The organism is Rhodococcus sp. AD45-ID, assembly GCF_003023755.1.
Taxonomy (GTDB): Bacteria; Actinomycetota; Actinomycetes; order Mycobacteriales; family Mycobacteriaceae; genus Rhodococcus_F; species Rhodococcus_F globerula.
Map to the genome: position 1 here is coordinate 1,244,261 of NZ_PYHL01000002.1, position 24,182 is coordinate 1,268,442.

At 63.2% G+C, this 24,182-nt stretch carries 23 protein-coding genes and 1 riboswitch; of the genes, 21 read left to right on the forward strand and 2 right to left on the reverse strand.

The genetic code is table 11. The features are described from left to right. Positions 1-156: 156 nt before the first annotated feature. Positions 157-564, reverse strand: a complete 408-nt coding sequence (locus tag C7T36_RS22065) for an SRPBCC family protein (RefSeq protein WP_033232169.1) — start codon at positions 562-564, stop codon at positions 157-159. 455 nt (positions 565-1,019) lie between these two features. Here C7T36_RS22065 and aroC point away from each other — a divergent pair, with 455 nt between their 5' ends. The 4 genes from aroC to aroQ are packed head-to-tail and all read left to right on the forward strand — an operon-like array spanning position 1,020 to position 4,305. After that, a complete protein-coding gene (gene aroC / locus C7T36_RS22070; RefSeq protein ID WP_033232168.1) occupies positions 1,020-2,207 on the forward strand; it encodes a chorismate synthase in 1,188 nt (395 codons plus the stop codon). Positions 2,208-2,235: 28 nt separating this feature from the next. Next, complete coding sequence (locus tag C7T36_RS22075) at positions 2,236-2,745, forward strand: shikimate kinase (protein WP_033232167.1); 510 nt, start codon at positions 2,236-2,238, stop codon at positions 2,743-2,745. 25 nt (positions 2,746-2,770) lie between these two features. Continuing rightward, positions 2,771-3,880, forward strand: a complete 1,110-nt coding sequence (gene aroB / locus C7T36_RS22080) for a 3-dehydroquinate synthase (RefSeq protein WP_033232166.1) — start codon at positions 2,771-2,773, stop codon at positions 3,878-3,880. Continuing rightward, positions 3,877-4,305 (forward strand): type II 3-dehydroquinate dehydratase, encoded by a 429-nt coding sequence (gene aroQ / locus C7T36_RS22085; RefSeq protein ID WP_033232165.1) that lies wholly within the window; start codon positions 3,877-3,879, stop codon positions 4,303-4,305. The genes aroB and aroQ overlap by 4 nt, the downstream gene beginning before the upstream one ends. 76 nt (positions 4,306-4,381) lie before the next feature. Here the strand turns inward: aroQ and C7T36_RS22090 are convergent, their stop codons facing one another. Then, positions 4,382-4,990 carry a B-4DMT family transporter gene (locus tag C7T36_RS22090; RefSeq protein ID WP_033232164.1) on the reverse strand — a complete coding sequence of 203 codons (609 nt, stop codon included), beginning with the start codon at positions 4,988-4,990 and terminating at the stop codon, positions 4,382-4,384. 111 nt (positions 4,991-5,101) lie between these two features. On the opposite strand from C7T36_RS22090, the gene C7T36_RS22095 reads away from it, so the two are divergent. The 17 genes from C7T36_RS22095 to C7T36_RS22175 all read left to right on the forward strand — a co-directional run bounded on the left by C7T36_RS22095 (position 5,102) and on the right by C7T36_RS22175 (position 23,985). After that, positions 5,102-6,196 carry a Xaa-Pro peptidase family protein gene (locus C7T36_RS22095; protein ID WP_033232163.1) on the forward strand — a complete coding sequence of 365 codons (1,095 nt, stop codon included), beginning with the start codon at positions 5,102-5,104 and terminating at the stop codon, positions 6,194-6,196. Positions 6,197-6,231: 35 nt separating this feature from the next. Further along, a complete protein-coding gene (efp, locus tag C7T36_RS22100; protein WP_033232162.1) occupies positions 6,232-6,795 on the forward strand; it encodes an elongation factor P in 564 nt (187 codons plus the stop codon). 1 nt (position 6,796) lies between these two features. Next, on the forward strand, positions 6,797-7,294 hold the full coding sequence (gene nusB, locus C7T36_RS22105; protein ID WP_045067672.1) for a transcription antitermination factor NusB: 498 nt from the start codon (positions 6,797-6,799) through the stop codon (positions 7,292-7,294). 182 nt (positions 7,295-7,476) lie between these two features. Continuing rightward, on the forward strand, positions 7,477-8,103 hold the full coding sequence (gene pyrR / locus C7T36_RS22110) for a bifunctional pyr operon transcriptional regulator/uracil phosphoribosyltransferase PyrR (protein ID WP_033232160.1): 627 nt from the start codon (positions 7,477-7,479) through the stop codon (positions 8,101-8,103). After that, entirely contained in the window at positions 8,100-9,044 is a 945-nt protein-coding gene (locus C7T36_RS22115; RefSeq protein WP_045067673.1) for an aspartate carbamoyltransferase catalytic subunit, read from the forward strand. The genes pyrR and C7T36_RS22115 overlap by 4 nt, the downstream gene beginning before the upstream one ends. Beyond that, positions 9,041-10,378, forward strand: a complete 1,338-nt coding sequence (locus tag C7T36_RS22120; RefSeq protein WP_033232158.1) for a dihydroorotase — start codon at positions 9,041-9,043, stop codon at positions 10,376-10,378. The genes C7T36_RS22115 and C7T36_RS22120 overlap by 4 nt, the downstream gene beginning before the upstream one ends. 11 nt (positions 10,379-10,389) lie before the next feature. Continuing rightward, a complete protein-coding gene (locus C7T36_RS22125) occupies positions 10,390-10,941 on the forward strand; it encodes a hypothetical protein (protein ID WP_033232258.1) in 552 nt (183 codons plus the stop codon). After that, positions 10,938-12,113, forward strand: a complete 1,176-nt coding sequence (carA, locus tag C7T36_RS22130; protein WP_033232157.1) for a glutamine-hydrolyzing carbamoyl-phosphate synthase small subunit — start codon at positions 10,938-10,940, stop codon at positions 12,111-12,113. The genes C7T36_RS22125 and carA overlap by 4 nt, the downstream gene beginning before the upstream one ends. Continuing rightward, positions 12,113-15,454 carry a carbamoyl-phosphate synthase large subunit gene (gene carB / locus C7T36_RS22135; RefSeq protein ID WP_033232156.1) on the forward strand — a complete coding sequence of 1,114 codons (3,342 nt, stop codon included), beginning with the start codon at positions 12,113-12,115 and terminating at the stop codon, positions 15,452-15,454. The genes carA and carB overlap by 1 nt, the downstream gene beginning before the upstream one ends. Then, positions 15,451-16,272, forward strand: coding sequence for an orotidine-5'-phosphate decarboxylase (gene pyrF, locus C7T36_RS22140; protein ID WP_084702805.1), 822 nt, complete (start codon positions 15,451-15,453; stop codon positions 16,270-16,272). Before carB ends, pyrF begins: the two co-directional genes overlap by 4 nt. Before the next feature lie 57 nt (positions 16,273-16,329). Next, positions 16,330-17,538, forward strand: a complete 1,209-nt coding sequence (locus C7T36_RS22145) for a glycosyltransferase 87 family protein (protein ID WP_239654723.1) — start codon at positions 16,330-16,332, stop codon at positions 17,536-17,538. A gap of 370 nt (positions 17,539-17,908) precedes the next feature. Continuing rightward, positions 17,909-18,229, forward strand: coding sequence for an integration host factor, actinobacterial type (mihF, locus tag C7T36_RS22150; RefSeq protein ID WP_033232153.1), 321 nt, complete (start codon positions 17,909-17,911; stop codon positions 18,227-18,229). A gap of 60 nt (positions 18,230-18,289) precedes the next feature. Further along, the gene (gene gmk, locus C7T36_RS22155) at positions 18,290-18,886 is read left to right on the forward strand and encodes a guanylate kinase (RefSeq protein WP_033232152.1); all 597 of its coding nucleotides are present in this window, start codon (positions 18,290-18,292) and stop codon (positions 18,884-18,886) included. A 73-nt stretch (positions 18,887-18,959) separates the two neighbouring features. Next, a complete protein-coding gene (rpoZ, locus tag C7T36_RS22160; RefSeq protein ID WP_033232151.1) occupies positions 18,960-19,259 on the forward strand; it encodes a DNA-directed RNA polymerase subunit omega in 300 nt (99 codons plus the stop codon). Beyond that, entirely contained in the window at positions 19,256-20,551 is a 1,296-nt protein-coding gene (coaBC, locus tag C7T36_RS22165; protein ID WP_033232150.1) for a bifunctional phosphopantothenoylcysteine decarboxylase/phosphopantothenate--cysteine ligase CoaBC, read from the forward strand. Before rpoZ ends, coaBC begins: the two co-directional genes overlap by 4 nt. Positions 20,552-20,726: 175 nt before the next feature. After that, positions 20,727-21,941: a methionine adenosyltransferase gene (metK, locus tag C7T36_RS22170; RefSeq protein WP_033232149.1), complete on the forward strand. Its 1,215-nt coding sequence runs from the start codon at positions 20,727-20,729 to the stop codon at positions 21,939-21,941. A 25-nt stretch (positions 21,942-21,966) separates the two neighbouring features. Beyond that, on the forward strand, positions 21,967-23,985 hold the full coding sequence (locus C7T36_RS22175; protein ID WP_181317499.1) for a primosomal protein N': 2,019 nt from the start codon (positions 21,967-21,969) through the stop codon (positions 23,983-23,985). A 19-nt stretch (positions 23,986-24,004) separates the two neighbouring features. Beyond that, positions 24,005-24,146: riboswitch (cobalamin riboswitch) on the forward strand. Positions 24,147-24,182: the final 36 nt, after the last annotated feature.

The following is a 24,182-nucleotide window of genomic DNA, read 5'->3' on the forward strand; positions in this document are numbered from 1 at the left end:
CTGTTGAGTAGCCATTCGTTCAGAGATCCCATGGAGTGCCTCTCGTAGTTTGTCCAGTTGTCGAGCCGAGCCTATCGGCGGATCGTGTCCGACATGTCGCTTTCTGTTGATATCGGGATGTGAGGTGCTTCGATGTGGGACAAGAGAACTCGAGGCTTATCGGATGGCCTCCATTGTCTGTTTGAAGATGCCCAGGCCGTGTTCCATTGCGGCGCCCATCGCAGTGGCGAGGTCATCCGGTTGTACGTCGTGGATCCACACGAATCGGCTGCGCCCGTCGCTGTGGGGGAAGACTTGCATCGACGCGTTGTCGTGTGTCGGCGCCATGGTGCCACCGATGACGGAGTAGGCGAGTCGGCGCGATGGGTCGTCGAGAGCGACGAGCCGTTCACGCGCGACGGTTCCGTCCGAGAAAGTGGCGATTCTGATTTCGGGCTCTTCGAGTTTGCTGTTGATCACGAATCCCGGCGCCATCCGAACGGGCCCGTCAGCGAAGTCGCTGATAACGCCCCACACGTCCGCAGGGTCCGCATCGATAACGATCTCTTTCTGCACAGAGGCCATTTTCTGCTCTTTTCTGTAGAGGGCGCCCTGGTCGCTTCTGGAAACCACGTTACGAGGCAGCTAGGACAACTACTGACCTAATTGTCGGCTGTGCTGAGTTGGTCGAGGAGCTTGTCCAAGAACTCGTGTTCTTCGACGACAAGGTCACCGTCGAGTTGGGCTCGTATCCAGCTGTTGGGGAAACTGCTTCGGTGCAGTAAGTGAGAGCCGCGTCCCCGCGGGGACGTTCCGGGACCGTGCCTTTACGTTTACGTTCGAGGTGTCGTGGTGGATGGGGCTGGCACCCGATCTTCGTGGCGACCCGTCGGAGGGGCCGTCAACCCTTCAACTGCGTTCGAGGAGACTTGGAGGACGTCGCACACTCAATGCCCCTTCCGGTGTGACATCGAGCAATCGGGCAGAGGTCGAAGGACCACTGTCACAACCACAGTCCGCGACGTGGAAAGATAGTCGTCGTGCTGCGTTGGATAACTGCTGGAGAATCCCATGGTCCCGCCCTCGTCGCGATGCTCGAGGGCATGGTTGCGGGGGTCGAAGTGACCTCTGAGGCCATCTCGTCCGAACTTGCCCGTCGTCGACTCGGCTATGGCCGTGGCGCGCGGATGAAGTTCGAGGCTGACAAGGTCACCATCATCGGTGGTGTCCGCCACGGCTTTACGCTCGGTGGCCCCGTTGCCATCGAAATCGGCAACACCGAGTGGCCGAAGTGGGAAACCATCATGTCCGCCGACCCGGTCGATCCGGATCTGCTCGCCGATCAGGCCCGTAATGCACCGTTGACGCGTCCGCGTCCCGGCCACGCCGATTACAGCGGCATGCTCAAGTACGGCTTCAATGACGCCCGTCCCATTCTCGAGCGTGCGAGTGCTCGTGAGACCGCTGCCCGTGTTGCTGCCGGAACCGTGGCTCGCTCTTTCCTGCGTCAGGTGTTCGGCGTCGAGGTTGTCTCGCACGTCATCTCCATCGGTGCATCCGAGCCCTATGTCGGACCGGTTCCTGAGGGCAAGGATCTGGACGCGATCGACGCGAGCCCGGTCCGCGCTTTCGACAAGGCCGCCGAAGAGTCGATGATCGCCGAAATCGAAGCTGCTAAGAAGGACGGCGACACCCTCGGTGGCGTCGTCGAGGTTGTCATTCACGGCCTGCCTGTCGGTATCGGAACGTTTGTCAGCGGCGCCGAGCGTCTCGACGCGCGACTTGCTGCTGCCCTCATGGGAATTCAGGCCATCAAGGGTGTCGAGGTTGGCGACGGTTTCGAGACCGCGCGTCGCCGCGGCAGCGAGGCTCACGACGAGATCCGCCCCGGCCCGGACGGCATTGTCCGTTCCACCAACCGTGCAGGCGGTATCGAAGGCGGCATGACCAACGGCGAGGCACTGCGGGTTCGCGCCGCGATGAAGCCGATCTCAACGGTGCCGCGCGCATTGGCGACGGTCGACATGGAAAGCGGTGAAGAGGCAGTTGCCATCCATCAGCGCAGTGACGTCTGCGCAGTTCCGGCTGCCGGTGTCGTTGCGGAATCCATGGTTGCGCTTGTTGTCGCTCAAGCCGCACTCGAAAAGTTCGGCGGTGATTCCATTGCCGAGACCACAGCGAACTACCGGCGCTACGCCGACGGTATCGCAGCCCGACCGCCTCGCTGAGAGCGTCCGAGCGGAAGGTCCTGCCACGATGAAACCGAAAGCTGTACTTATCGGGCCACCCGGCGCTGGTAAGTCGACCATCGGCCGTCGTATCGCGCAGGCGTTGGAACTCGACCTGGTTGACACTGACGCCGAGATCGAAAAGACGACCGGACGGACGATTCCCGACATCTTCACGCACGACGGCGAGCCACGCTTTCGTGAGATCGAGGAAGATGTGGTTCGGGAAGCGTTGGCCAGCACGGACGGCATTGTCTCGCTCGGTGGCGGTGCGATCTTGTCGGAGCGCACGCGCGCATTGCTCGACGGTCACACCGTGATCTACCTCGAGATCAGTGTCGCCGAAGGGCTGCGCCGGACAGGTGCCAACAATCACCGACCGCTTCTGGCGGGCGGCGATCCCAAGGTGAAATATCAGGAATTGATGCGGCGTCGGCGTCCGTTGTACCGGCGTGCCGCCACCATCCGGATACGCACAGACGGTCGGAGTCCGTCGCGCGTCGTCGCGCAGTTGGTATCCAAACTTGAAGACAAATGATCAACCGGAGCGGAGCAGTGGAGCAGTGACCGAACCCGTAGTTGTAGAGGTGAAGACCGCAAGTCCTTACCCGGTTGTGATCGGGCGCGGTCTGCTCGGCGACATCGTCGCCGAGTTGGAGGGCACGCGGACCGTCGCGATTTTCCATCAGCCACCGCTCGCGGAAACCGCTGAGGCCGTGCGCGGCGCATTGGCGGAGAAGGGAATCGACGCTCACCGCATCGAAATCCCCGACGCCGAGGACGGCAAGGATCTGGCTGTGGCCGGCTTCTGCTGGGACGTGTTGGGACGTATCGGCCTGACCCGCAGCGACGCGATCATGAGCCTCGGCGGCGGCGCCGCGACAGACCTCACCGGTTTTGTGGCAGCAACATGGATGCGCGGCGTCAAGGTTGTGCACGTCCCGACCACATTGCTGGCGATGGTCGACGCGGCAGTGGGCGGCAAGACGGGCATCAACACCGAAGCCGGCAAGAACCTCGTCGGTGCGTTCCACGAACCGGGCGCGGTGTTCATCGATCTCGCGACTCTCGAGACGGTGCCGCATAACGAGATCGTCGCCGGTTTGGCAGAGGTCATCAAGACGGGCTTCATTTCCGACCCTGTCATCCTGGACCTGATCGAGGCAGACCCGAAGGCTGCGTTGGATCCGTCGGGAACTGTTCTGCCCGAACTGATTCGACGTTCCGTCGAGGTCAAGGCCAAGGTTGTCGCAGCCGATCTTCGCGAGTCGGATCTTCGCGAAATCCTCAACTACGGACACACGCTGGCGCACGCGATCGAGCGCCGTGAGCAGTACAAGTGGCGTCACGGCGCCGCTGTGTCGGTAGGCCTGGTGTTCGCTGCCGAATTGGGTCGCCTGGCCGGGCGCCTCGACGACGCGACAGCCGATCGGCACAAGTCGATCCTCGAATTAGTGGGCCTCCCGACGTCGTACGACGACGATGCCTTTTCTCAGTTGCTCGCCGGAATGCAGACCGACAAGAAGAACCGCGCCGGACTGCTTCGGTTCGTTGTTCTCGACGGCTTGGCCAAGCCCGGCAGGCTCGAAGGCCCGGATCCGTCGCTGCTGGTTGCGGCGTACTCGGCTATTGCCCGCCCGCCCAGGGCATCCGGCGGAACGGTTCGCCTGTGAAAATCAACGTCGTCAACGGACCGAATCTCGGCCGCCTCGGTAAGCGTCAGCCGGAGGTGTACGGCGCGACCACGCACGACGATCTGGTCGAACTGTGTGTCGCGACCGGTAAGGAATTGGGCGTCGAGGTGGTTGTTCGTCAGAGCGATCACGAAGGCGACCTGCTCGGCTGGATTCACGACGCGGCGGATGCCGGCGAACCGGTAATTCTCAACGCCGGCGGATTGACTCATACCTCTGTCGTATTGCGTGATGCGTGCGTCGAGCTCACCGCCGGTCTGGTCGAGGTTCACATCTCGAATGTTCATGCGCGCGAGGAGTTTCGGCACAATTCTCTCCTCAGTCCTATCGCGGCCGGCGTGATCGTCGGATTGGGTGTTGCCGGATACCCACTGGCGATCAGGTTCCTCGCCGAGCGCGGTTGAAGTACGTAGACACAAGAAACCCACACACGGCTGAGGGCTCCGAGGACGATTTCCTCGGAGCCCTCAGTCGTGGACGCTACTGTTCGCGCTTGCCCAGGTCGATGGCGGGAAAGACGGTTGTGTCGGCGTCGGATTCCTCGACCGTCATGGCAGCGCCGCTGTACGCGTGCTGGGTTGTGGGGGAGTCGTAGCCCTCGCTGACGGGGACAGGTTCATGGTGGCGCTCATGCGACGGAGTTTGCGGGGCCGTGCCGTGCTTGCGCTGCTCACGGCTCGTGAAGAACCGGCCGACGGTAACGGCGACCATCGCGGGAACGAAGATGAGCAGAATCGTGAAGGCCGCACCGGCGGTGATTTCGAAGAACAGACCCTGTTGGGTCAGTTCGAGGGCCGGGACGAGGCTCAGGAGCCAGCTGGCTGCGCCGGCGACGAAGCCACCGACAACGGCGGCTTTGAGCCACAGCATCAGGAGGTCTGCACCGTCGTCCGGCTCGGGGAACTGGCGACGATCACGGATCCCGTCGATTCCGCCCCAGATCGCAGCAAGTGCGATGACGATGAACAGGGAGAGCCATCGCAGGGTGGAGCCCTGGAGTGGCCACTGAGCGATCGCCATACCGAGCAATGCGCGAAACACAACATGTATCAGGGCCATGCCGAGGCCACGTACTAACCACGCGTTCATACCTACAGCCTAACTAGAACAGATTCCACTTGTGGCCTAACCCACAATTATTGCTGTAACCGCGCGTTTCGGATTGAGAGGGACACCGCGACGAGCGGGTAGGTTCGAGTCATGTCAGTTGATCATCGGTCCCGCCGTGATGCCCTCCGTACGCTTCTGGTTGAGCGCGAACTCGACGCGATTCTCGTCACAGACCTTCTGAACATCCGCTACCTCACCGGGTTCACCGGTTCGAACGCCGCGCTGGTGGTGAGCGCTCGAGATGCTGATGGCGACGAGGATGCGACAGTAATCTGCACGGACGGTCGTTACGTCACGCAAGTTGCCGAACAGGTGCCGGATCTGCGGGCCGAAATCGATCGTTCGAGCGCAGCGCATCTGATCGGAACCTTCTCGGGCGACGTCCTGGCTTTCGAGGCGCACGTCGCGACGTTTGCCGAGCACCGATCCTGGACGGAGTCGGCGCCGTCCGTCCGGTTCGAACCGGTGAGCGGGCTTGTCGAGAAACTACGGATGGTCAAGGACGAGCACGAGATCGGATTGTTGCGTGCCGCGTGTGCGGCAGCCGATGATGCGTTGGCGCAGTTGATCACTCGCGGGGGACTGCGGCCGGGTCGCACCGAACGCGAGGTGGGCCGCGAACTGGAAAACCTCATGTTCGAGAACGGCGCCGACGGAATCTCCTTCGAGACGATCGTGGCAGCCGGATCGAACTCCGCGATTCCGCATCACCGACCCACCGGTGCGGTATTGGCGTCTGGCGACTTCGTGAAATTGGACTTCGGCGCCCAGGTCGGCGGGTATCACTCCGATATGACTCGCACCTACGTACTGGAGACTGTTTCCGATTGGCAACGGGACGTCTACGAACTGGTTGCCAAGTCCCAAGCGGCCGGCTGCGCGGCCCTGGTTCCCGGTGCAGAATGTGCCGCCGTCGACGCTGCGGCACGCTCGGTGATCGACGACGCAGGGTACGGCGAGTTGTTCCTGCACGGCCTCGGACACGGTGTGGGGCTGGAAATCCACGAAGCTCCCGGAATCGGGAAGCTCGGCACCGGTACACTTCTTTCCGGCGCGGCGGTGACCGTCGAGCCGGGCGTGTACTTCTCCGGGCGCGGAGGCGTACGGATCGAGGACACGCTCGTTGTTCGTGAGCAGGGGCCAGAGCTGCTCACACTGACCGCAAAAGACCTTACCGTCATCTGAGACGGTTTCCCGACCCCCTAGGAGACGCGAAGCAAGTGGCTTCCACCAGTGATTTCAAGAACGGTCTGGTTCTGCAGATCGAAGGCCAGCTGTGGACGATTATCGAGTTCCAGCATGTCAAGCCCGGCAAGGGCCCTGCCTTCGTGCGTACCAAGCTCAAGAACGTGCTCTCGGGCAAGGTAGTGGACAAGACGTTCAACGCCGGTGTGAAGGTCGAGACCGCCACGGTCGACCGCCGCGACATGACCTACCTGTACCACGACGGTAGCGACTACATCTTCATGGACGGCGACACCTACGACCAGATTCCGATCAGCGAAACTGTCGTCGGCGAGCAGTCGCGTTTCCTTCTCGAGAACATGGCCGTTCAGGTTGCGACTCACGAGGACGTCCCGCTTTTCGTCGAGCTCCCGGTCACGGTCGAGCTTGTCGTTCAGCACACCGATCCGGGCCTGCAGGGCGACCGCTCCACCGGTGGCACCAAGCCTGCCACCCTCGAGACCGGTGCCGAGATCAACGTGCCGCTGTTCATCAACACCGGTGACAAGCTCAAGGTCGATTCGCGTGACGGTAACTACCTCGGGCGTGTGAATTCCTAAAGTGTCCGGCACTCATAAGAAACTCGGTGCGCGCCACAAGGCGCGCAAGCGTGCTGTCGACTTCCTTTTCGAAGCCGAGGCACGTGACCTCGACCCGGTAGAACTGGCGTCGGAGCGTTCCGATCTGTCCGTCAAGGACGACGCAGTAGCTCCCGTTGCCCCGTACACGGTCACCTTGGTGTCCGGAGTTGCGGAGAACCTCGACCGGATCGATCAGGTCATCTCGTCGCACCTGCAGGACTGGACGCTCGAGCGTCTGCCCGCAGTCGACCGCGCGATTCTGCGTATTGCCGTGTGGGAGCTCTTCCACGCGACGGACGTCCCGCCGGTTGTTGCCGTGGACGAGGCCGTCGAATTGGCAAAGCAGTTGTCGACGGACGACTCGCCCGGATTCGTCAACGGAATCCTCGGCCAGGTTGTCCTCGTAGCTCCGCAGGTTCGTTCGGCCGCTGCGGCGACTTCGCAGCGCGCGCAGGACACCGATTCGGGTACCGAGTAGCTCTACCGTTCCGCGTATTTCAGTACTACCGCCCGCCGTGCGAGCTTAGGTTGTGTGTCTGCACACAACCCGTCATGACGACGGCTCGCGCGGCGGGTTTCAGGTCTGTCGGCTGATAGGGTGGGGAACCGTCAGACATCCTTTAACGATCCGTCCAGTGAGGCGGAGAAGGAGGTCGCTGTATGAGCGTGCCCGAAGGGTCTCGCCCATCCGATCTTGCAGGTCCAGATACAACGCAGGCCAGTGACGCCGAGACCCGCGAATTGCTGTCCGCCCAGGATGTGGGCCGGACCGTGGCGCGAATCGCGCACGAGATCATCGAGAAAACGGCACTCGACGGACCGGAAGGTACTGCGCCCCGCGTAGTCCTCATCGGTATTCCCACCAGGGGCACCACCATCGCGACACGTCTCCGCGACAAGATCGAAGAATTCTCCGGTGTGCGTACACCCATCGGATCTCTCGACATCACGCTCTACCGTGACGATCTCCGCACCAAGCCGCACCGCCCCCTCGAACGGACCTCCGTTCCCGAAGGTGGCGTCGACAACGCGTTGGTCGTACTCGTCGACGACGTCCTGTTCTCCGGCCGTACCGTCCGCTCCGCCTTGGACGCTCTTCGTGACCTGGGACGCCCGCGTGCGGTGCAGCTTGCGGTCCTGGTCGACCGCGGCCACCGCGAACTCCCGCTGCGCGCCGATTACGTCGGCAAGAACGTTCCCACCGCGAGGTCCGAGGACGTCAAGGTACTCCTTCAGGAACACGACGGCCGGGACGCTGTGGTCATTTCCGGAGGTAAGAGCGCGTGAAGCACCTTCTCTCCATCGCAGACCTCAACCGAGAGTCCGCGATTGAACTTCTCGACGAGGCCGAACGCTTCGAGCAGGCACTCCTGGGCCGTGAAGTTCACAAGCTCCCGACACTTCGTGGCCGCACAGTGATGACGGTGTTCTTCGAGAACTCCACCCGCACCCGGGTGTCCTTCGAGGTGGCCGGTAAGTGGATGAGCGCCGACGTCATCAACGTCAGTGCATCCAGCTCGTCGGTGTCGAAGGGTGAATCGCTGCGCGATACCGCGATGACACTGCGTGCTGCCGGCGCCGACGCTCTGATCGTTCGTCACCCCGCATCGGGCGCAGCTCATCAGATCGCCCAGTGGACCGGCACCGCATCGGACGGTGGCCCCGCGGTCATCAACGCCGGCGACGGCACTCACGAACATCCCACGCAGGCGTTGCTCGACGCTCTGACCTTGCGTCAACGTCTTGGCGACATCGAGGGCAAGCGGATCGCCATTGTCGGCGACATCCTGCACAGTCGTGTCGCGCGTTCCAACGCGTTGCTTCTGTCGATGCTCGGCGCCGAGGTTGTCCTCGTTGCCCCGCCGACGCTGCTGCCGGTAGGCACACACACGTGGCCGGTCACCGTCTCGCATTCACTCGACGCGGAACTGCCCGGACTCGATGCAGTCCTGATGCTGCGGGTCCAGGCCGAACGCATGAACGGCGGATTCTTCCCGTCGCAGCGCGAGTACTCGATCAATTACGGCCTGTCCGAGAAGCGTCTCGGAATGCTGGCCGATCACGCGGTGGTCCTGCACCCCGGCCCGATGCTGCGCGGCATGGAAATCGCCTCGGCCGTCGCAGATTCCCCCAAAGCTGCTGTGCTGCAGCAGGTTACCAATGGTGTGCACATGCGTATGGCTGTCTTGTTCCGGCTTCTGGTCGGTTCAGAGGACGGTGCGATGTGACAAGCAATCAGAACGGAGAATCACCGGTGAGTGTCCTGCTCCGCGGCGTACTGATCTACGGAGAAGGGGAAGCCGTCGACGTCCGTGTCGGCGACGGAGTCATTCTCGAGATCGGCGTGAACCTGGATCCGGCCACCGCATCCGAGGTGATCGACGGCAGTGGTCAGATCCTGCTTCCCGGATTTGTCGACCTGCACACGCATCTGCGTGAACCCGGTCGTGAAGACACGGAAACCATCGAAACAGGTTCTGCGGCAGCCGCTCTGGGTGGATACACCGCAGTCTTCGCGATGGCGAACACCAGCCCTGTCGCCGATTCCGTGGTCATCACCGATCACGTGTGGCGACGTGGCCAGGAAGTCGGCCTCGTCGACGTCCATCCCGTCGGAGCTGTCACTGTCGGCCTCGAAGGCAAGCAGCTCGCCGAGATGGCAACCATGGCCGCAGGTGTCGGCAAGGTCAAGATGTTCTCCGACGACGGTCATTGCGTCGACAACCCGCTGATCATGCGCCGCGCGCTCGAATACTCCAGCTCGCTGGGCGTTCTCATCGCGCAGCACGCCGAAGAGCCGCGTTTGACGGTCGGCGCAGTTGCCCACGAGGGCCCGACGGCCGCTCGCCTCGGATTGGCCGGCTGGCCCCGCGCCGCGGAAGAGTCCATCGTTGCCCGCGACGCACTCCTTGCCCGTGACGCCGGCGCCCGGGTCCACATCTGCCACGCGTCGACAGCGGGAACCGTCGAACTCGTCAAGTGGGCTCGCGGACAGGGTATTTCGATCACTGCCGAGGTCACCCCGCACCACCTGCTGCTCGACGATTCGCGTCTCGAGACGTACGACGCCATCAACAAGGTCAACCCGCCACTTCGTGAGGCCAGCGATGTCGCTGCCCTGCGCAAGGGCCTGGCCGAGGGCATCATCGACTGCGTGGCCACCGATCACGCTCCGCACGCCGAGCAGGACAAGTGCTGCGAGTTCGCCGCTGCGCGCCCCGGCATGCTCGGCCTCGAGACGGCGCTCTCGATCATCGTGCAAACGATGGTGGAGCCCGGACTGCTCGACTGGCGCGGCGTTGCTCGCGTCATGAGTGAGCGTCCCGCAGCGATTGTCGGCCTCGACGATCAGGGCCGCCCCATCGAGGTGGGGGAGCCGGCCAACCTGACGTTGATCGATCCCTCCGCAGAATGGACCGTGCACGGCAAGGCACTGGCGAGTGTCGCGAGTAACACTCCGTACGAGTCGATGACATTGCCTGCTCGGGTCACGACCACACTGTTACGTGGCCGCGTTACTGCACACGACGGATCGCCGCGGCTGCTGAGCAGCAAGGAGTAGGCGTCATGGAGATGGAAAGAGTTCTGTGGATTGTCGGTCTGGTGGTCTTCTGGGCCGCGATGATCGGTTTGATGTTCATCGGCTGGCGTGGCCGCGCCCGACGACAGAAAGACAAGATCGGCGAGCTGCCCACGGTGCCGGCGACATTGGGTGAATTGCTGGTCATGCCGACCACCGGCTTGTACGTCGGTAGCACCATCGCGCCGAGTTGGCAGGACCGCATTGCGGTCGGAGATCTCGGATTCCGGGCGACCTGCGAGATCAGTCGCTACTCCAACGGCATCCTGGTCGAGCGTGACGGGGCGTCCGCTATCTGGATCCCCGAGAAGTCGATCCGCGCGATCCGCACCGAGAGCGGTCTCGCAGGCAAGGTCATGAGCAAGGACGGGGTCCTGGTCATCCGCTGGGAGTTGCCGAGCGGAACCGAGATCGACACGGGTGTGCGCGGCGACGACAAAATGGTGTACCCGGACTGGGTCAAGCCGGTTACTGCTTCGAACAAGACGAACAACAATGAAGACGCAAGCTCTGGCGACATCGAGCAGAACGGAAAGAACGCATGAGCGGCTTTGACAGCAGCCCCGCAGTACTGGTCCTCGAAGACGGACGGGTGTTCCGCGGAACCACCTTCGGCGCGGTTGGACAGACGCTGGGCGAAGCGGTGTTCAGCACCGGCATGACCGGCTACCAGGAAACGCTCACCGATCCCAGCTACCACCGCCAGATCGTGGTCTCCACTGCGCCGCAGATCGGCAACACCGGCTGGAACGACGAGGACGACGAGTCCGTCGGACCGACCGGGGACAGCGCAGGCGCGAAGATCTGGGTTGCCGGATACGTCGTTCGTGACCCCTCTCGGGTGACCTCGAGTTGGCGCGCGACGGGTTCGCTGCAGGCCAAGCTCGAAGAGCAGTCGATTGTCGGCATCGCCGGTATCGACACGCGTGCCCTGGTTCGCCACCTGCGTACTCGCGGTTCGATGAAGGCCGGAATCTTCTCCGGTGAGGCCATCGCCGCAGACGACGAGTTGGTCCGACGGGTTCAGGATCAGCCCACCATGCTCGGCGCCGATCTTGCCGGTGAGGTCAGCACCACCAGCGGCTACATCGTCGAGCCGAAGGGCGGCGAGGCGCTGTACACGGTTGCCGCCATCGACCTCGGTATCAAGACGAACACCCCGCGCATGTTCGCCGAGCGCGGCATTCGCGTCCACGTACTGCCGTCCAATGCGAGCCTCGAGCAGATCCTCGACCTCAAGGCCGACGGTGTGTTCCTCTCCAACGGCCCGGGCGACCCGGCCACCGCCGACGGCGCAGTGCACCTGACGAAAGAGGTCATCGGACAGGGCTTGCCGCTGTTCGGTATCTGCTTCGGCAACCAGATCCTGGGCCGCGCACTCGGCCTGAGCACGTACAAGATGAAGTTCGGCCACCGCGGCATCAACATCCCGGTGATCGAGCATCAGACGGGTCGCATCGCGATCACCGCTCAGAACCACGGCTTCGCACTCGAAGGTGAAGCCGGCCAGGAATTCGACACCCCGTTCGGTCGCGCCGTGGTAAGCCACACCTGCGCCAATGACGGAGCCGTCGAAGGTGTTCGCCTGCTCGACGATTCGGCCTTCTCGGTGCAGTACCACCCGGAAGCCGCAGCCGGCCCGCACGACGCCGCGTATCTCTTCGACCGCTTCACCAGCCTGCTCTCCGCACGGAAAGAAACCGGAGTCAAGAACTAATGCCACGCCGTACAGATCTCAAGCACATCCTGGTAATCGGCTCCGGTCCGATCGTCATCGGTCAGGCCTGCGAGTTCGACTACTCGGGCACCCAGGCTTGCCGCGTCCTCCAGGAGGAGGGCCTGCGCGTCAGCCTGGTCAACTCCAACCCGGCCACCATCATGACGGACCCCGAGTTCGCCGACGCTACCTACGTCGAGCCGATCACGGCCGAGTTCCTCGAGAAGGTCATCGCCAAGGAAGCGTTGCAGGGCAACAAGATCGACGCCGTCCTCGCGACGCTCGGCGGTCAGACTGCTCTCAACGCCGCTGTGGCGCTGCACGAGCAGGGCATCCTCGAGAAGTACGACGTCGAGCTGATCGGTGCCGATTTCGACGCCATCCAGCGCGGCGAGGATCGCCAGAAGTTCAAGGACATCGTTGCCAAGGTCGGCGGCGAATCCGCGAAGTCGGCTGTTTGCTACACGATGGACGAAGTACACGCCACGGTTGCCGAACTCGGCTACCCGGTTGTCGTGCGCCCGTCCTTCACCATGGGCGGCCTCGGTTCCGGTATGGCGTACAACGTCGACGATCTCAACCGGATCGCCGGCGGCGGTCTGGCTGCGTCGCCGACCGCCAACGTCCTGATCGAGGAATCAATCCTCGGTTGGAAGGAATACGAACTCGAACTCATGCGTGACAGTCGCGACAACGTCGTGATCGTCTGCTCCATCGAGAACGTCGACCCGGTTGGTGTCCACACCGGCGACAGCGTCACGGTCGCCCCGGCGATGACGCTGACCGACCGCGAGTACCAGGCGATGCGCGACCTCTCCATCGACATCCTGCGTGAGGTGGGCGTCGACACCGGCGGCTGCAACATCCAGTTCGCGATGGACCCGGCCGACGGCCGCCTGGTTGTCATCGAGATGAACCCGCGCGTCTCCCGTTCGTCGGCACTGGCATCGAAAGCGACCGGGTACCCGATCGCGAAGATGGCCGCCAAGCTGGCCATCGGATACACGCTCGACGAGATCGTCAACGACATCACCAAGGAAACCCCGGCCTGCTTCGAGCCGACGCTCGACTACGTCGTCGTCAAGGCTCCTCGCTTTGCGTTCGAGAAGTTCCCCGGCGCCGACGGAACTCTGACCACCACGATGAAGTCGGTGGGTGAGGCAATGAGCATCGGCCGCAACTTCACCGAGGCATTCGGCAAGGTCATGCGCTCGCTCGAGACCAAGCGTGCGGGTTACTGGACGGGCCCCGAGGTTGAAACCGAGAGCCTCGAAGCTCTGCTTGCCGATATCAGCGTTCCGCAGGACGGCCGGATGTACGGCATCGAGAAGGCATTTGCCCTCGGCGCCACCATCGAGCAGCTCTTCGACGCCACGAAGATCGACCCGTGGTTCCTCGATCAGTTCCAGCAGATCCACGAACTCGGCGAAAAGCTGCGCGTTGCAGAAACTTTCGATGAAATTGCGTTGCGCCAGGCCAAGTATCACGGTCTTTCGGATCGTCAGATCGCGGCCCTGCGCCCCGAACTCGGCGGCGAGGACGGCGTTCGCGCTCTGCGTGACGAGCTCGGTGTCCGCCCGGTCTACAAGACCGTCGACACATGCGCCGCAGAGTTCGAAGCCAAGACGCCGTACCACTACTCGACGTACGAACTCGACCCCAACGCCGAGTCCGAGGTCGCCCCGCAGACCGAGCGTCCCAAGGTCCTGATCCTCGGATCAGGCCCCAACCGCATCGGTCAGGGCATCGAGTTCGACTACTCGTGTGTCCACGCTGCGCAGACTCTGTCCGAGGCCGGCTACGAGACCGTCATGGTCAACTGCAACCCCGAGACCGTCTCGACGGACTACGACACCGCTGATCGCCTGTACTTCGAGCCGCTCACGTTCGAGGACGTGTTCGAGGTCTACCGCGCCGAAGCACAGTCGGGCACCGTTGCCGGCGTCATCGTCCAGCTCGGTGGCCAGACTCCGCTCGGGTTGGCCAAGCGCCTCGAAGCTGCAGGCGTTCCGATCGTCGGAACCAGCCCCGCTGCCATCGACCTCGCCGAGGATCGCGGCGAGTTCGGTCGAGTGCTGACCGAAGCCGGTCTGCCCGCACCGAAGTTCGGTACAGCCACCACGTTCGACGGCGCCCGCGACATCGCGGCAGGCATCGGCTACCCGGTGCTGGTGCGTCCGTCGTACGTGCTCGGTGGACGCGGCATGGAGATCGTGTACGACGAGGCTTCACTCGCCAACTACATCTCCCGGGCCACGGAAATCTCCGACGACCGCCCCGTGCTGGTCGACCGCTTCCTCGAAGATGCGGTCGAGATCGACGTCGACGCTCTCTGCGACGGCACCGAGGTGTACCTCGCGGGCGTCATGGAGCACATCGAGGAAGCCGGCATCCACTCCGGTGACTCGGCATGTGCGCTGCCGCCCATCACGCTGGGCCGTGCAGACCTCGAGAACGTTCGCCGCTCCACCGAGGCTCTGGCCAAGGGAATCGGCGTCAAGGGCCTACTCAACGTGCAGTACGCACTCAAGGACGACATCCTCTACGTCCTCGAGGCGAACCCGCGCGCCAGCCGCACCGTCCCGTTCGTCTCCAAGGCGACGGCTGTGCAGTTGGCCAAGGCCTGTGCTCGCGTCATGCTCGGCGAATCGATCGCCGAACTGCGGGTCAGCGGAATCCTGCCTGCAGAGGGCGACGGCGGAAACACCCCGGCCGGCGCACCGATCGCGGTCAAGGAAGCAGTACTGCCGTTCAACCGGTTCCGCCGCGCCGACGGAACCGGTGTCGACACCCTGCTGAGCCCGGAGATGAAGTCCACCGGCGAGGTCATGGGCATCGACTTCGACTTCGGCACTGCCTTTGCCAAGTCGCAGACCGCTGCCTACGGATCGCTACCCACCGAAGGTGCCGTGTTCGTCTCGGTTGCCAACAAGGACAAGCGTTCGCTGATCTTCCCGGTCAAGCGTCTTGCGGACCTGGGCTTCACGATCCTCGCGACAGACGGAACCGCAGAGGTCTTGCGCCGCAACGGTATCGAGTGCACCAACGTGTACAAGCAGTCCGGTGAAGAGGTGCCTGAGGGTGCTGTGACCATCGTCGACCAGATCCGCAGCGGTGAGGTCGCCATGATCATCAACACCCCGTACGGCAACTCCGGCCCACGCGTCGACGGCTACGAGATCCGCAGTGCCGCTGTGGCGTCGAACATTCCGTGCATCACGACAGTGCAGGGCGCTTCGGCTGCCGTTCAGGGCATCGAAGCTGTTCTGCGCGGCGACATCGGCGTTCACTCCTTGCAGGAACTGCACGCCGGACTGCGTCAACCGTCCGCACAGTCGTGACCCTCAGTTGGGGTCAGCGCCTTCGGTCCGCGACTGCGGACCGGGGGCGGCTGTGTGTGGGCATCGACCCGCATCCAGCTCTTCTCGACGCGTGGGGCTTGCCCCGCTCCGCTGACGGCTTGGCGAAGTTCGCGGACATCTGCGTCGAAGCGTTCACCGGTGAAGTTGCACTCGTGAAGCCGCAGGTTGCTTTTTTCGAGGCGTACGGCAGTGCAGGATTCGCCGTGCTCGAACGCACGATCGCGGCTCTTCGCGACGCCGGGACGCTCGTCGTGGCTGACGCCAAGCGCGGCGACATCGGTTCCACCATGGATGCGTATGCACATGCGTGGCTCGGTGAATCGCCGCTGACCTCGGATTCGGTGACGGTGTCGCCGTACCTCGGGTTCGGCGCCTTGGCTCCGGCCTTGGACCTTGCCCGCGAGAACGCGCGCGGAATCTTCGTGCTCGCGCGCACGTCCAACCCCGAGGGCGGCGGATTGCAGCAATCCTCCGCCGGTGGTGTGTCGGTGGCGCAGTCGATTGTCGACGACGCCGTTGCCGCCAACGCAGACGGCCGTGACACCGTGGGACTGGTTGTAGGCGCTACTCGCGATCACGGCTTGGACCTGACCGACTTCAACGGTCCGATCCTGGCTCCGGGACTCGGCGCTCAAGGTGCGACGGCCGCCGATCTGGCCGAGATCTTTGCCGGTTCGACGGAGTTGCTCCTGCCGAACTCGTCGCGCGGTGTTCTCAAGTACGGACCGTCTATATCGGCGCTCCGCGAGGCAGCCATGCGTGATCGGGACGAGATCGAAGCAGCGTTGGCGAACTGATCCGTGAGCGATCACGACGTATCCAGTGGTGTCGGATCGCGGTGGTACCGTCCTGCGGTGAGTGGATTGGACGGATTGTGGACGCGTCGCTGGTGGCGCGTCGGGGTGCTTGTTGTGGTGTGTGGGTTGTTGGCCACCGCGTTTCAGGCTCTAACCGGTGTACACGGCGACGACCTTGCGGTGTACCGGACGGCCGGGCAGGCCGTCTTGGATGGCACAAACCTCTACGACGGCTCGTTCAACGCCCGATTGCCGTTCACGTATCCACCGTTTGCCGCCGTCGTTGCCGTCCCGGTGGCGATCGGCACCTGGGGTTTCATGCAGTGGACGTGGAGTTTCATCAGTCTTCTGATGCTGGCCGCGATCATCGTACTGAGCTACCGGGGAGTGCCGCTCACACGTAAGCGACCGCTGTCGGTCTATGTGGGATTCCTGATTCTGTGGACGATTGCGTCGCCGATTTCGGATCACCTCGGGTACGGGCAGGTTGGACTGTTTCTGACGTTCCTGTGCCTGATCGACGTCCTCGCGCGGCCGAAGTGGCTGCCCGAGGGCGTCTTGGTCGGCATAGCCGGAGCTGTCAAACTCGTGCCCATCGTCTACCTCGGCTACTACGTCATCACCGGGAAGTGGAAGGCCTTTGCGGGCGGCGTTGCGGGTTTTGCGGGAGCAACCGCCGTAGGTTTCGCGATACTGCCACGAGCGAGCCTCGACTACTTCGGTGACATCGCATCGCTGTCGGGACGCGTCGCCGTTGGAGACCCGGCGGTCTTCGGAAATCAGTCGCTCCGTGGAATGGCGCTGCGGGTGCTTCCCGACGCCATGGTGGGGCCTGTGTGGCTGGCTGCGTGTGTTGTTCTTGCCGGGCTGGGGATTCTTGCGACTCGGCGTGTACAGCGCTTACGCGGGGATCTGGCGGCGTTTACCGTGGTCGCGCTGCTTGCCGCTGTAGTGACACCTATCGCGTGGACCCATCATTTCGTGTGGCTGGTGCCAGCCGTTGGCGTGCTCTTGACGCCGCCGCGGGGGAGGAGCACGATTCCCGCCTGGTCGTTGGCCGCCGTTGCACTGACTGCAGCAGTGGTGCTGTTCCGGTTGCCGCGCGTCGGCGCAGACCTCGACGTCCCGGTTGTCGGCTTTGTCTTGGAGAATTCTTTACTCTGGGTTGCGTTTGCTGTCCTCGTAGCGTTGGTCGTACCGGGTGCGGACCGAAATGCCGGTGTCGACGCGAGCGCCGGCGATCCGAAATCTTCGCTTTCTGCGTGAGTTTCGCTCGCGACACGCGCAAACGCGTCGAATTGCGTCGAAAAATTTGACTGTGGCACCGGGCACGTTTGGTGGCGGTGCGGCCGACGCCTGGGGCAACCTTGGGTGCTATTCGGTAGATTTACCGAAAAGCCCTGTGTTACAATAGTTTTCGCAATCATATTAACGTCCATGTTGTTTTGTTTCGGTCGAGATAGCGCTGTCGTGCACATCGATTTCGAGATACGTTTCAGAGCGCATAACCCACCGTGATCTGCACCGGACCGCGGGGGGTGGGTTAGCAATTCGCGCCAGGCGTGAGTACGGTCGCTATCGCTGCTGGTTATCCAGTGGAATAGACAAAATTTGCACACGACGAGACGGAGGAACCGTGGCCCTTCCCCAGTTGACTGATGAGCAGCGCGCTGCTGCTTTGGAGAAGGCAGCTGCTGCCCGCAAGGCCAGGGCTGAGCTCAAGGAGCGCCTGAAGCGTGGCGGCACCGACCTTAAAGAGGTCCTCAAGGACGCCGAAGACAACGAAATCTTGGGCAAGATGAAGGTTTCTGCACTGCTCGAGGCTTTGCCGAAGGTGGGCAAGGTCAAGGCTCAGGAGATCATGACCGAGCTGGAGATCGCTCCGACCCGTCGCATCCGCGGCCTCGGTGATCGTCAGCGTCGGGCTCTGCTCACCAAGTTCGACTTCGAGGTCTGAGTCGAACCGTGAGAAAAACTGGCGCAACAGTAGTGATGAGCGCTGCGAAAACAGTTTCTTATGAGTGCTGAGGCTGTGTCAGAGAGCAAGACTGCAGTGCGGAGGGGTCGGCTGGTTGTACTAGCCGGCCCCTCGGCTGTCGGTAAGTCGAGTGTGGTCCGCGAACTGAGGACTCGGTTGCCCGAGTTGATGTTCAGCGTGTCGGCAACGACCCGCGATCCTCGCCCGGGTGAGGTGGACGGCAAGGACTACCGCTTCACCACTCGCGACGAGTTTCAGCGGATGATCGATTCCGGTGAGCTCCTCGAATGGGCCGACATTCACGGCGGACTGCAGCGATCGGGCACACCAGCGGCTCCCGTCGAAGAAGCTCTCGAAGCAGGACGACCCGTACTGGTCGAGGTCGATCTGGCCGGAGCCCGTGCGGTACGCAAGGCAAAACCCGAAGCTCTCCTGGTGTTCATGGCTCCGCCGAGTTGGGATGTTCTCGTCCAGCGACTCACCGGGCGAGGCACCGAATCCGACGAGGTCGTCGCGAGGCGCTTGGAGACGGCGCGAGTCGAATTGGCCGCCCAGGACGAGTTCGACACGGTCATCGTGAACGAGGATGTAAGCCGTGCTTGCGATGAGTTGGTATCCTTGTTGGTTGGGAACTGATTTTCATCCATCCAGGTGCATAAAATCGATTCATGTAGGCCTTCATTCAAGATCTAATTCAGGAGACACAAGAGTGAGCAGCACTTCAGCCGCGTCCGCCGCAAGCCAGGGCGCTCTGCCTGCCTACGACACTCCGCTCGGCATCACCAACCCGCCGATCGACGAGTTGCTCGAACGCACCTCCTCGAAGTACGCCCTGGTCATCTACTCGGCCAAGCGTGCTCGCCAGATCAACGATTACTACAACCAGCTCGGTGACGGCATCCTCGAGTACGTCGGCCCCCTCGTCGAGCCGGGTCTGCAGGAAAAGCCGCTTTCCATCGCGCTGCGCGAAATCCACGCTGATCTGCTCGAGCACACCGAAGGCGAGTGAGCACGTCGTCTGCCGCTCCCGAATCGGTTTCGGGCACCGGGGGAGTAGCGGAAACTTCCGGTACGGCGCGTAAACGCATCGTTGTGGGTGTCGGCGGGGGTATCGCGGCGTACAAAGCGTGCGCGATCATCCGCAGCTTCACCGAGAGTGGTCACCACGTTCGCGTGATTCCCACCGAGTCCGCACTGGAATTTGTCGGCAGAGCAACCTTCGAGGCGCTCTCCGGCAATCCGGTGCACACCGGTGTCTTCGCCGATGTACCGCAGGTGCCGCATGTCCGACTCGGGCAGGAAGCGGACCTTGTTGTCATCGCGCCGGCTACCGCCGATCTGATGGCACGTGCCGTCATGGGCCGAGCTGACGATCTGTTGACCGCAACATTGTTGACCGCTCGTTGTCCCGTCGTCTTCGCTCCGGCGATGCACACCGAAATGTGGGAACACCCCGCAACGGTGTCCAACGTCGCGACCCTGCGTTCGCGCGGAGTCCACGTGATCGAACCGGCATCAGGACGATTGACCGGCAAGGACACCGGTGCTGGTCGCTTGCCCGAACCCGACGAGATCGTGGGCCTCGCGTCGTTGCTCCTCGAGCGCAGCGACGCTTTGCCTCGTGACCTCGAAGGTCGTCGAGTTCTGGTCACCGCCGGTGGTACCCGCGAACCGCTCGATCCGGTTCGTTTCCTCGGCAACCGCAGTTCGGGCAAGCAGGGATACGCCCTGGCTCGCCTGGCTGCGCAGCGAGGTGCACAGGTCACGCTGATCGCCGGATACACGGCCGATCTAGCGGATCCAGCAGCTGTCGACGTCGTCCACATCAAGACCGCCGAAGATCTTCGATTGGCCGTCGAGAAGCATGCCCCCGGACAGGACGGCATCATCATGGCCGCTGCCGTCGCCGATTTCCGGCCCACCACGGTGGAGGGAAGCAAGATCAAGAAGGGTGCAAACGAGCCCGACTCGATCCCCCTGACGCGCAACGCGGACATCCTTGCCGGCCTCGTCGAATCGCGTCGGGCCGGTGACCTTGCCGCGGACACCGTCATCGTCGGATTTGCGGCTGAGACCGGTGACGCACACGGTGACGTCCTGAGTTACGCCCGTTCGAAACTTGCTCGTAAGGGCTGCGATCTCCTTGTGGTCAACGCAGTCGGCGAGGGCAAGGCATTCGAAGTTGATCACAACGACGGTTGGCTTCTCGGCTCCGACGGATCCGAGGCGGCACTGGAACACGGTTCGAAAGCGTTGATGGCCAGCCGCGTGCTGGATGCGCTCATTACGTTATTCCCGTAGCGGGGTGAGGGGCTTCTCACCCGTTTCGGGTGAGCGTAAGGGTGTTGCGCCGAGCGTTCAACGGATATCGTCGGCGCAGCTACACCCTGAATAAGCGACAAAACGGCCACCACACGGTGGTCGTGTTATTTCAATAAGCTGTAGTCATGAACTCAAGGCGTCGAGAGGGAGATCTGTGAGCAAGTCCGGCAGTCGGCTATTCACCAGCGAGTCCGTCACCGAGGGGCACCCGGACAAGATCTGTGACGCGATCAGCGACTCCATCCTCGACGCGATCCTCGCGCAGGATCCGCGTGCCCGCGTCGCCGTGGAGACACTCGTCACCACTGGCCAGGTTCACGTCGCCGGTGAGGTCACGACCACGGCATACGCCGACATCCCCAAGATCGTCCGCGACACCGTTCTCGAGATCGGGTACGACAGCTCCGCCAAGGGCTTCGACGGCAACTCGTGCGGTGTCAACGTCGCGATCGGTGCGCAGTCCCCGGAAATTGCTCAGGGCGTTGATCATTCGCACGAAGCTCGGGTCGACGGAACTCTCGACGACGAAATCGACCGTCAGGGCGCCGGCGATCAGGGCCTGATGTTCGGCTACGCCACCACTGATACGCCGGAACTGATGCCGCTTCCCATCGCGATGGCTCATCGCTTGTCGCGTCGTCTGACCGAGGTTCGCAAGAGCGGCGTCTTGCCGTACCTGCGTCCGGACGGCAAGACTCAGGTCACCATCGAGTACGACGGTGACAAGCCGGTTCGTCTCGACACCGTCGTCATCTCCACCCAGCACGCCGCAGACATCGACCTCGACAACCTGCTGACCCCTGACCTTCGCGAGAAGGTGCTCAACTCGGTGCTCGCAGACATCAATGTCATTGATCTGGACACCTCCGACGTGCGTCTGCTCGTCAACCCGACGGGCAAGTTCGTGCTCGGTGGCCCGATGGGTGACGCCGGCCTGACCGGACGCAAGATCATTGTCGACACCTACGGCGGAATGGCTCGCCACGGCGGCGGCGCATTCTCCGGCAAGGACCCGTCAAAGGTCGACCGCAGTGCGGCATACGCAATGCGCTGGGTTGCCAAGAACGCCGTTGCGGCCGGCCTCGCCGATCGCATCGAAGTTCAGGTTGCCTACGCGATCGGCAAGGCTGCTCCGGTCGGCTTGTTCGTCGAGACGTTCGGTACCGAGAAGACCGACCCGGCTCGGATCCAGCAGGCCATCACCGAGGTATTCGACTTGCGGCCCGGAGCGATCATCCGCGATCTCGATCTGCTTCGTCCGATCTACGCACAGACTGCGGCGTACGGTCACTTCGGACGCACCGACATCGATCTCCCGTGGGAGAGCACGGATCGTGCGGACAAGCTGCGCAGCGCAGCAGGTCTCTGATAACTGACGTACAGACGGGGCGCGGGTGGGCGCGGAAAGAGTAGCGGCAGAGGTTGATCCGGTTGCCCGGGTGCTCCCGATGCTCCCGCTCGCCCACCTCGACCGAGAGTTCGACTACCTCGTTCCCCGTGAACTCGAAGCGGATGCGCAACCCGGTGTACGGGTGCGCATCCGCTTTGCTGGTCGTCTGGTCGACGGTTTCATCGTCTCCCGCGAGGCGACCAGCGATCATCAGGGCAAATTCGGGTGGCTCGAACGTGTCATTTCGGCCGAGCGAGTTCTCACCGTCGAGATAGCGCACCTGGTCGACCGCGTTGCCGAGCGCTATGCAGGCACCCGGGCCGACGTGCTTCGACTAGCCGTTCCGCCGCGTCACGCCAAGGTGGAAGGCGAGCCGTGGGAACCGAGCGGCGAGATCGCCGCGCCTACGTTGGACGAACGAGGCTGGCACCTCTATCAGTACGGCGACGCGTTTGTCACCGCTGTCCGCGAACTGCGTGCTCCGCGAGCGGTGTGGCAGGCATTGCCCGGTGAGGATTGGCCGTTGCGGTTGGCTGAACTCGCCGGTTCGGTGGCGTCGGCAGGCAAGAGTGCGGTCATCGTCGTTCCGGATCAGCGTGATCTCGATCGAGTTCTTGCCGCCTGCGAGAAAGTATCCGGACCTGAAGCGGTAGTAGGACTTTCAGCGGGACTTGGCCCGGCTATGCGCTATCGGCGGTGGCTTGCGGCGCTTCGCGGAAGTGCCCGCATCGTCGTCGGCACGCGAAGCTCCGTTTTTGCCCCCACGCCGGACACCGGCCTTGTTGTCGTGTGGGACGACGGCGACGACAACCTGTCCGAGCCCCGCTCGCCCTACCCGCACGCCCGTGAGTCCGCGGTATTGCGGGCGCATGTGGCCGGGTGCGCCGTGGTGATCGGCGGTTTCTCCCGAACTGCGGAGTCTCAGGTGCTCGTAGATTCGGGGTGGGCCCACGATTTGGTTGCCGCTCGGGATGTTGTCAGGCACTGCTCACCCAAGATCACCGCATTGGCGGATAGCGATCACGCGTTGGCCCGCGACCCCGGTGCGAGGGCAGCACGGTTGCCGGCGATCGCTTTTGCCGCGGCCAGGCGAGCATTGGCCGACGGCCGTGGCGTGTTGGTGCAGGTGCCGCGTCGTGGGTACGTTCCGACACTCGCGTGCGGGAAGTGCCGGGCGCCGGCGCGGTGCCGTCGTTGCAACGGACCGTTGGCGTTGCCATCTGCAGCAGGTCCCGACGGTGCCGGAATTCCCGAGTGCCGCTGGTGCGGCGTCGCCGACGCGGCCTACCGATGCCATGCGTGTGGAGCCAAGGCGCTGCGTGCCGTTGTGGTCGGGGCGGGCCGAACAGCTGAGGAACTCGGTCGCGCGTTCCCCGGGGTGAAGGTTGTGCTGTCCGGTGGCGGCGATGTGGTCAAGGAAGTTGCCCAGGGCCCGGCGCTGGTGGTCTCGACCGTCGGCGCGGAACCGGTGATGACCGGGGGCTATGGTGCTGCTTTGTTGCTCGACGGGTGGGCATTGCTCGGGCGCGCAGATCTTCGCGCCGAGGAAGAGACTCTGCGGCGCTGGATGTCTGCCGCCGCCTTGGTGATTCCACTGTCCGACGGTGGCGAGGTAGTAGTCGTCGCGGATTCGGGAATCCCGACAGTTCAGGCTTTGGTCCGGTGGGATCCGGTTGGGCACGCCCGCAGTCAGTTCGACGAACGCGACGAGGTCGGCTTTCCGCCTGCCGTCCATCTGGCGGCCATCGACGGTGGTAGCGCCGCGATTACTGAATTGGTCGCTTCTGCCGATCTGCCTGCGAGCGCGGTTCTCCTCGGTCCTGTGGAATTGCCTGCGGGGGAGAGGCTTCCGTATTCCGGTGAGGACGAGGCGGGCGTAGCTCCCGAGCGTCTGCTGATTCGAGTGCCGCGCAAGGACGGCCGGGCACTGGCTGACGCTCTAGCTCATGCTCGCGCAGCCCGGAGCGCCCGAAAATCCTCCGGACCTGTGCGTATTCAGATTGACCCGCGTCGAATCGGCTGAGAAATTTCTTGGTGGCCTGGCGCTTTGCATGATTGCGGATGTGTGCTGCCTATACTGACCACTGTCTGACGAGGGAATACCGGTGAGAATCCGGAACTGACGCGCAACGGCGATGGGATTTCCCACGAGTCCGAATACTCGTCCGGCACCACATCGAGGATGGCGATTGCCACATGTCGGGCTCCGCGACCGAGCCC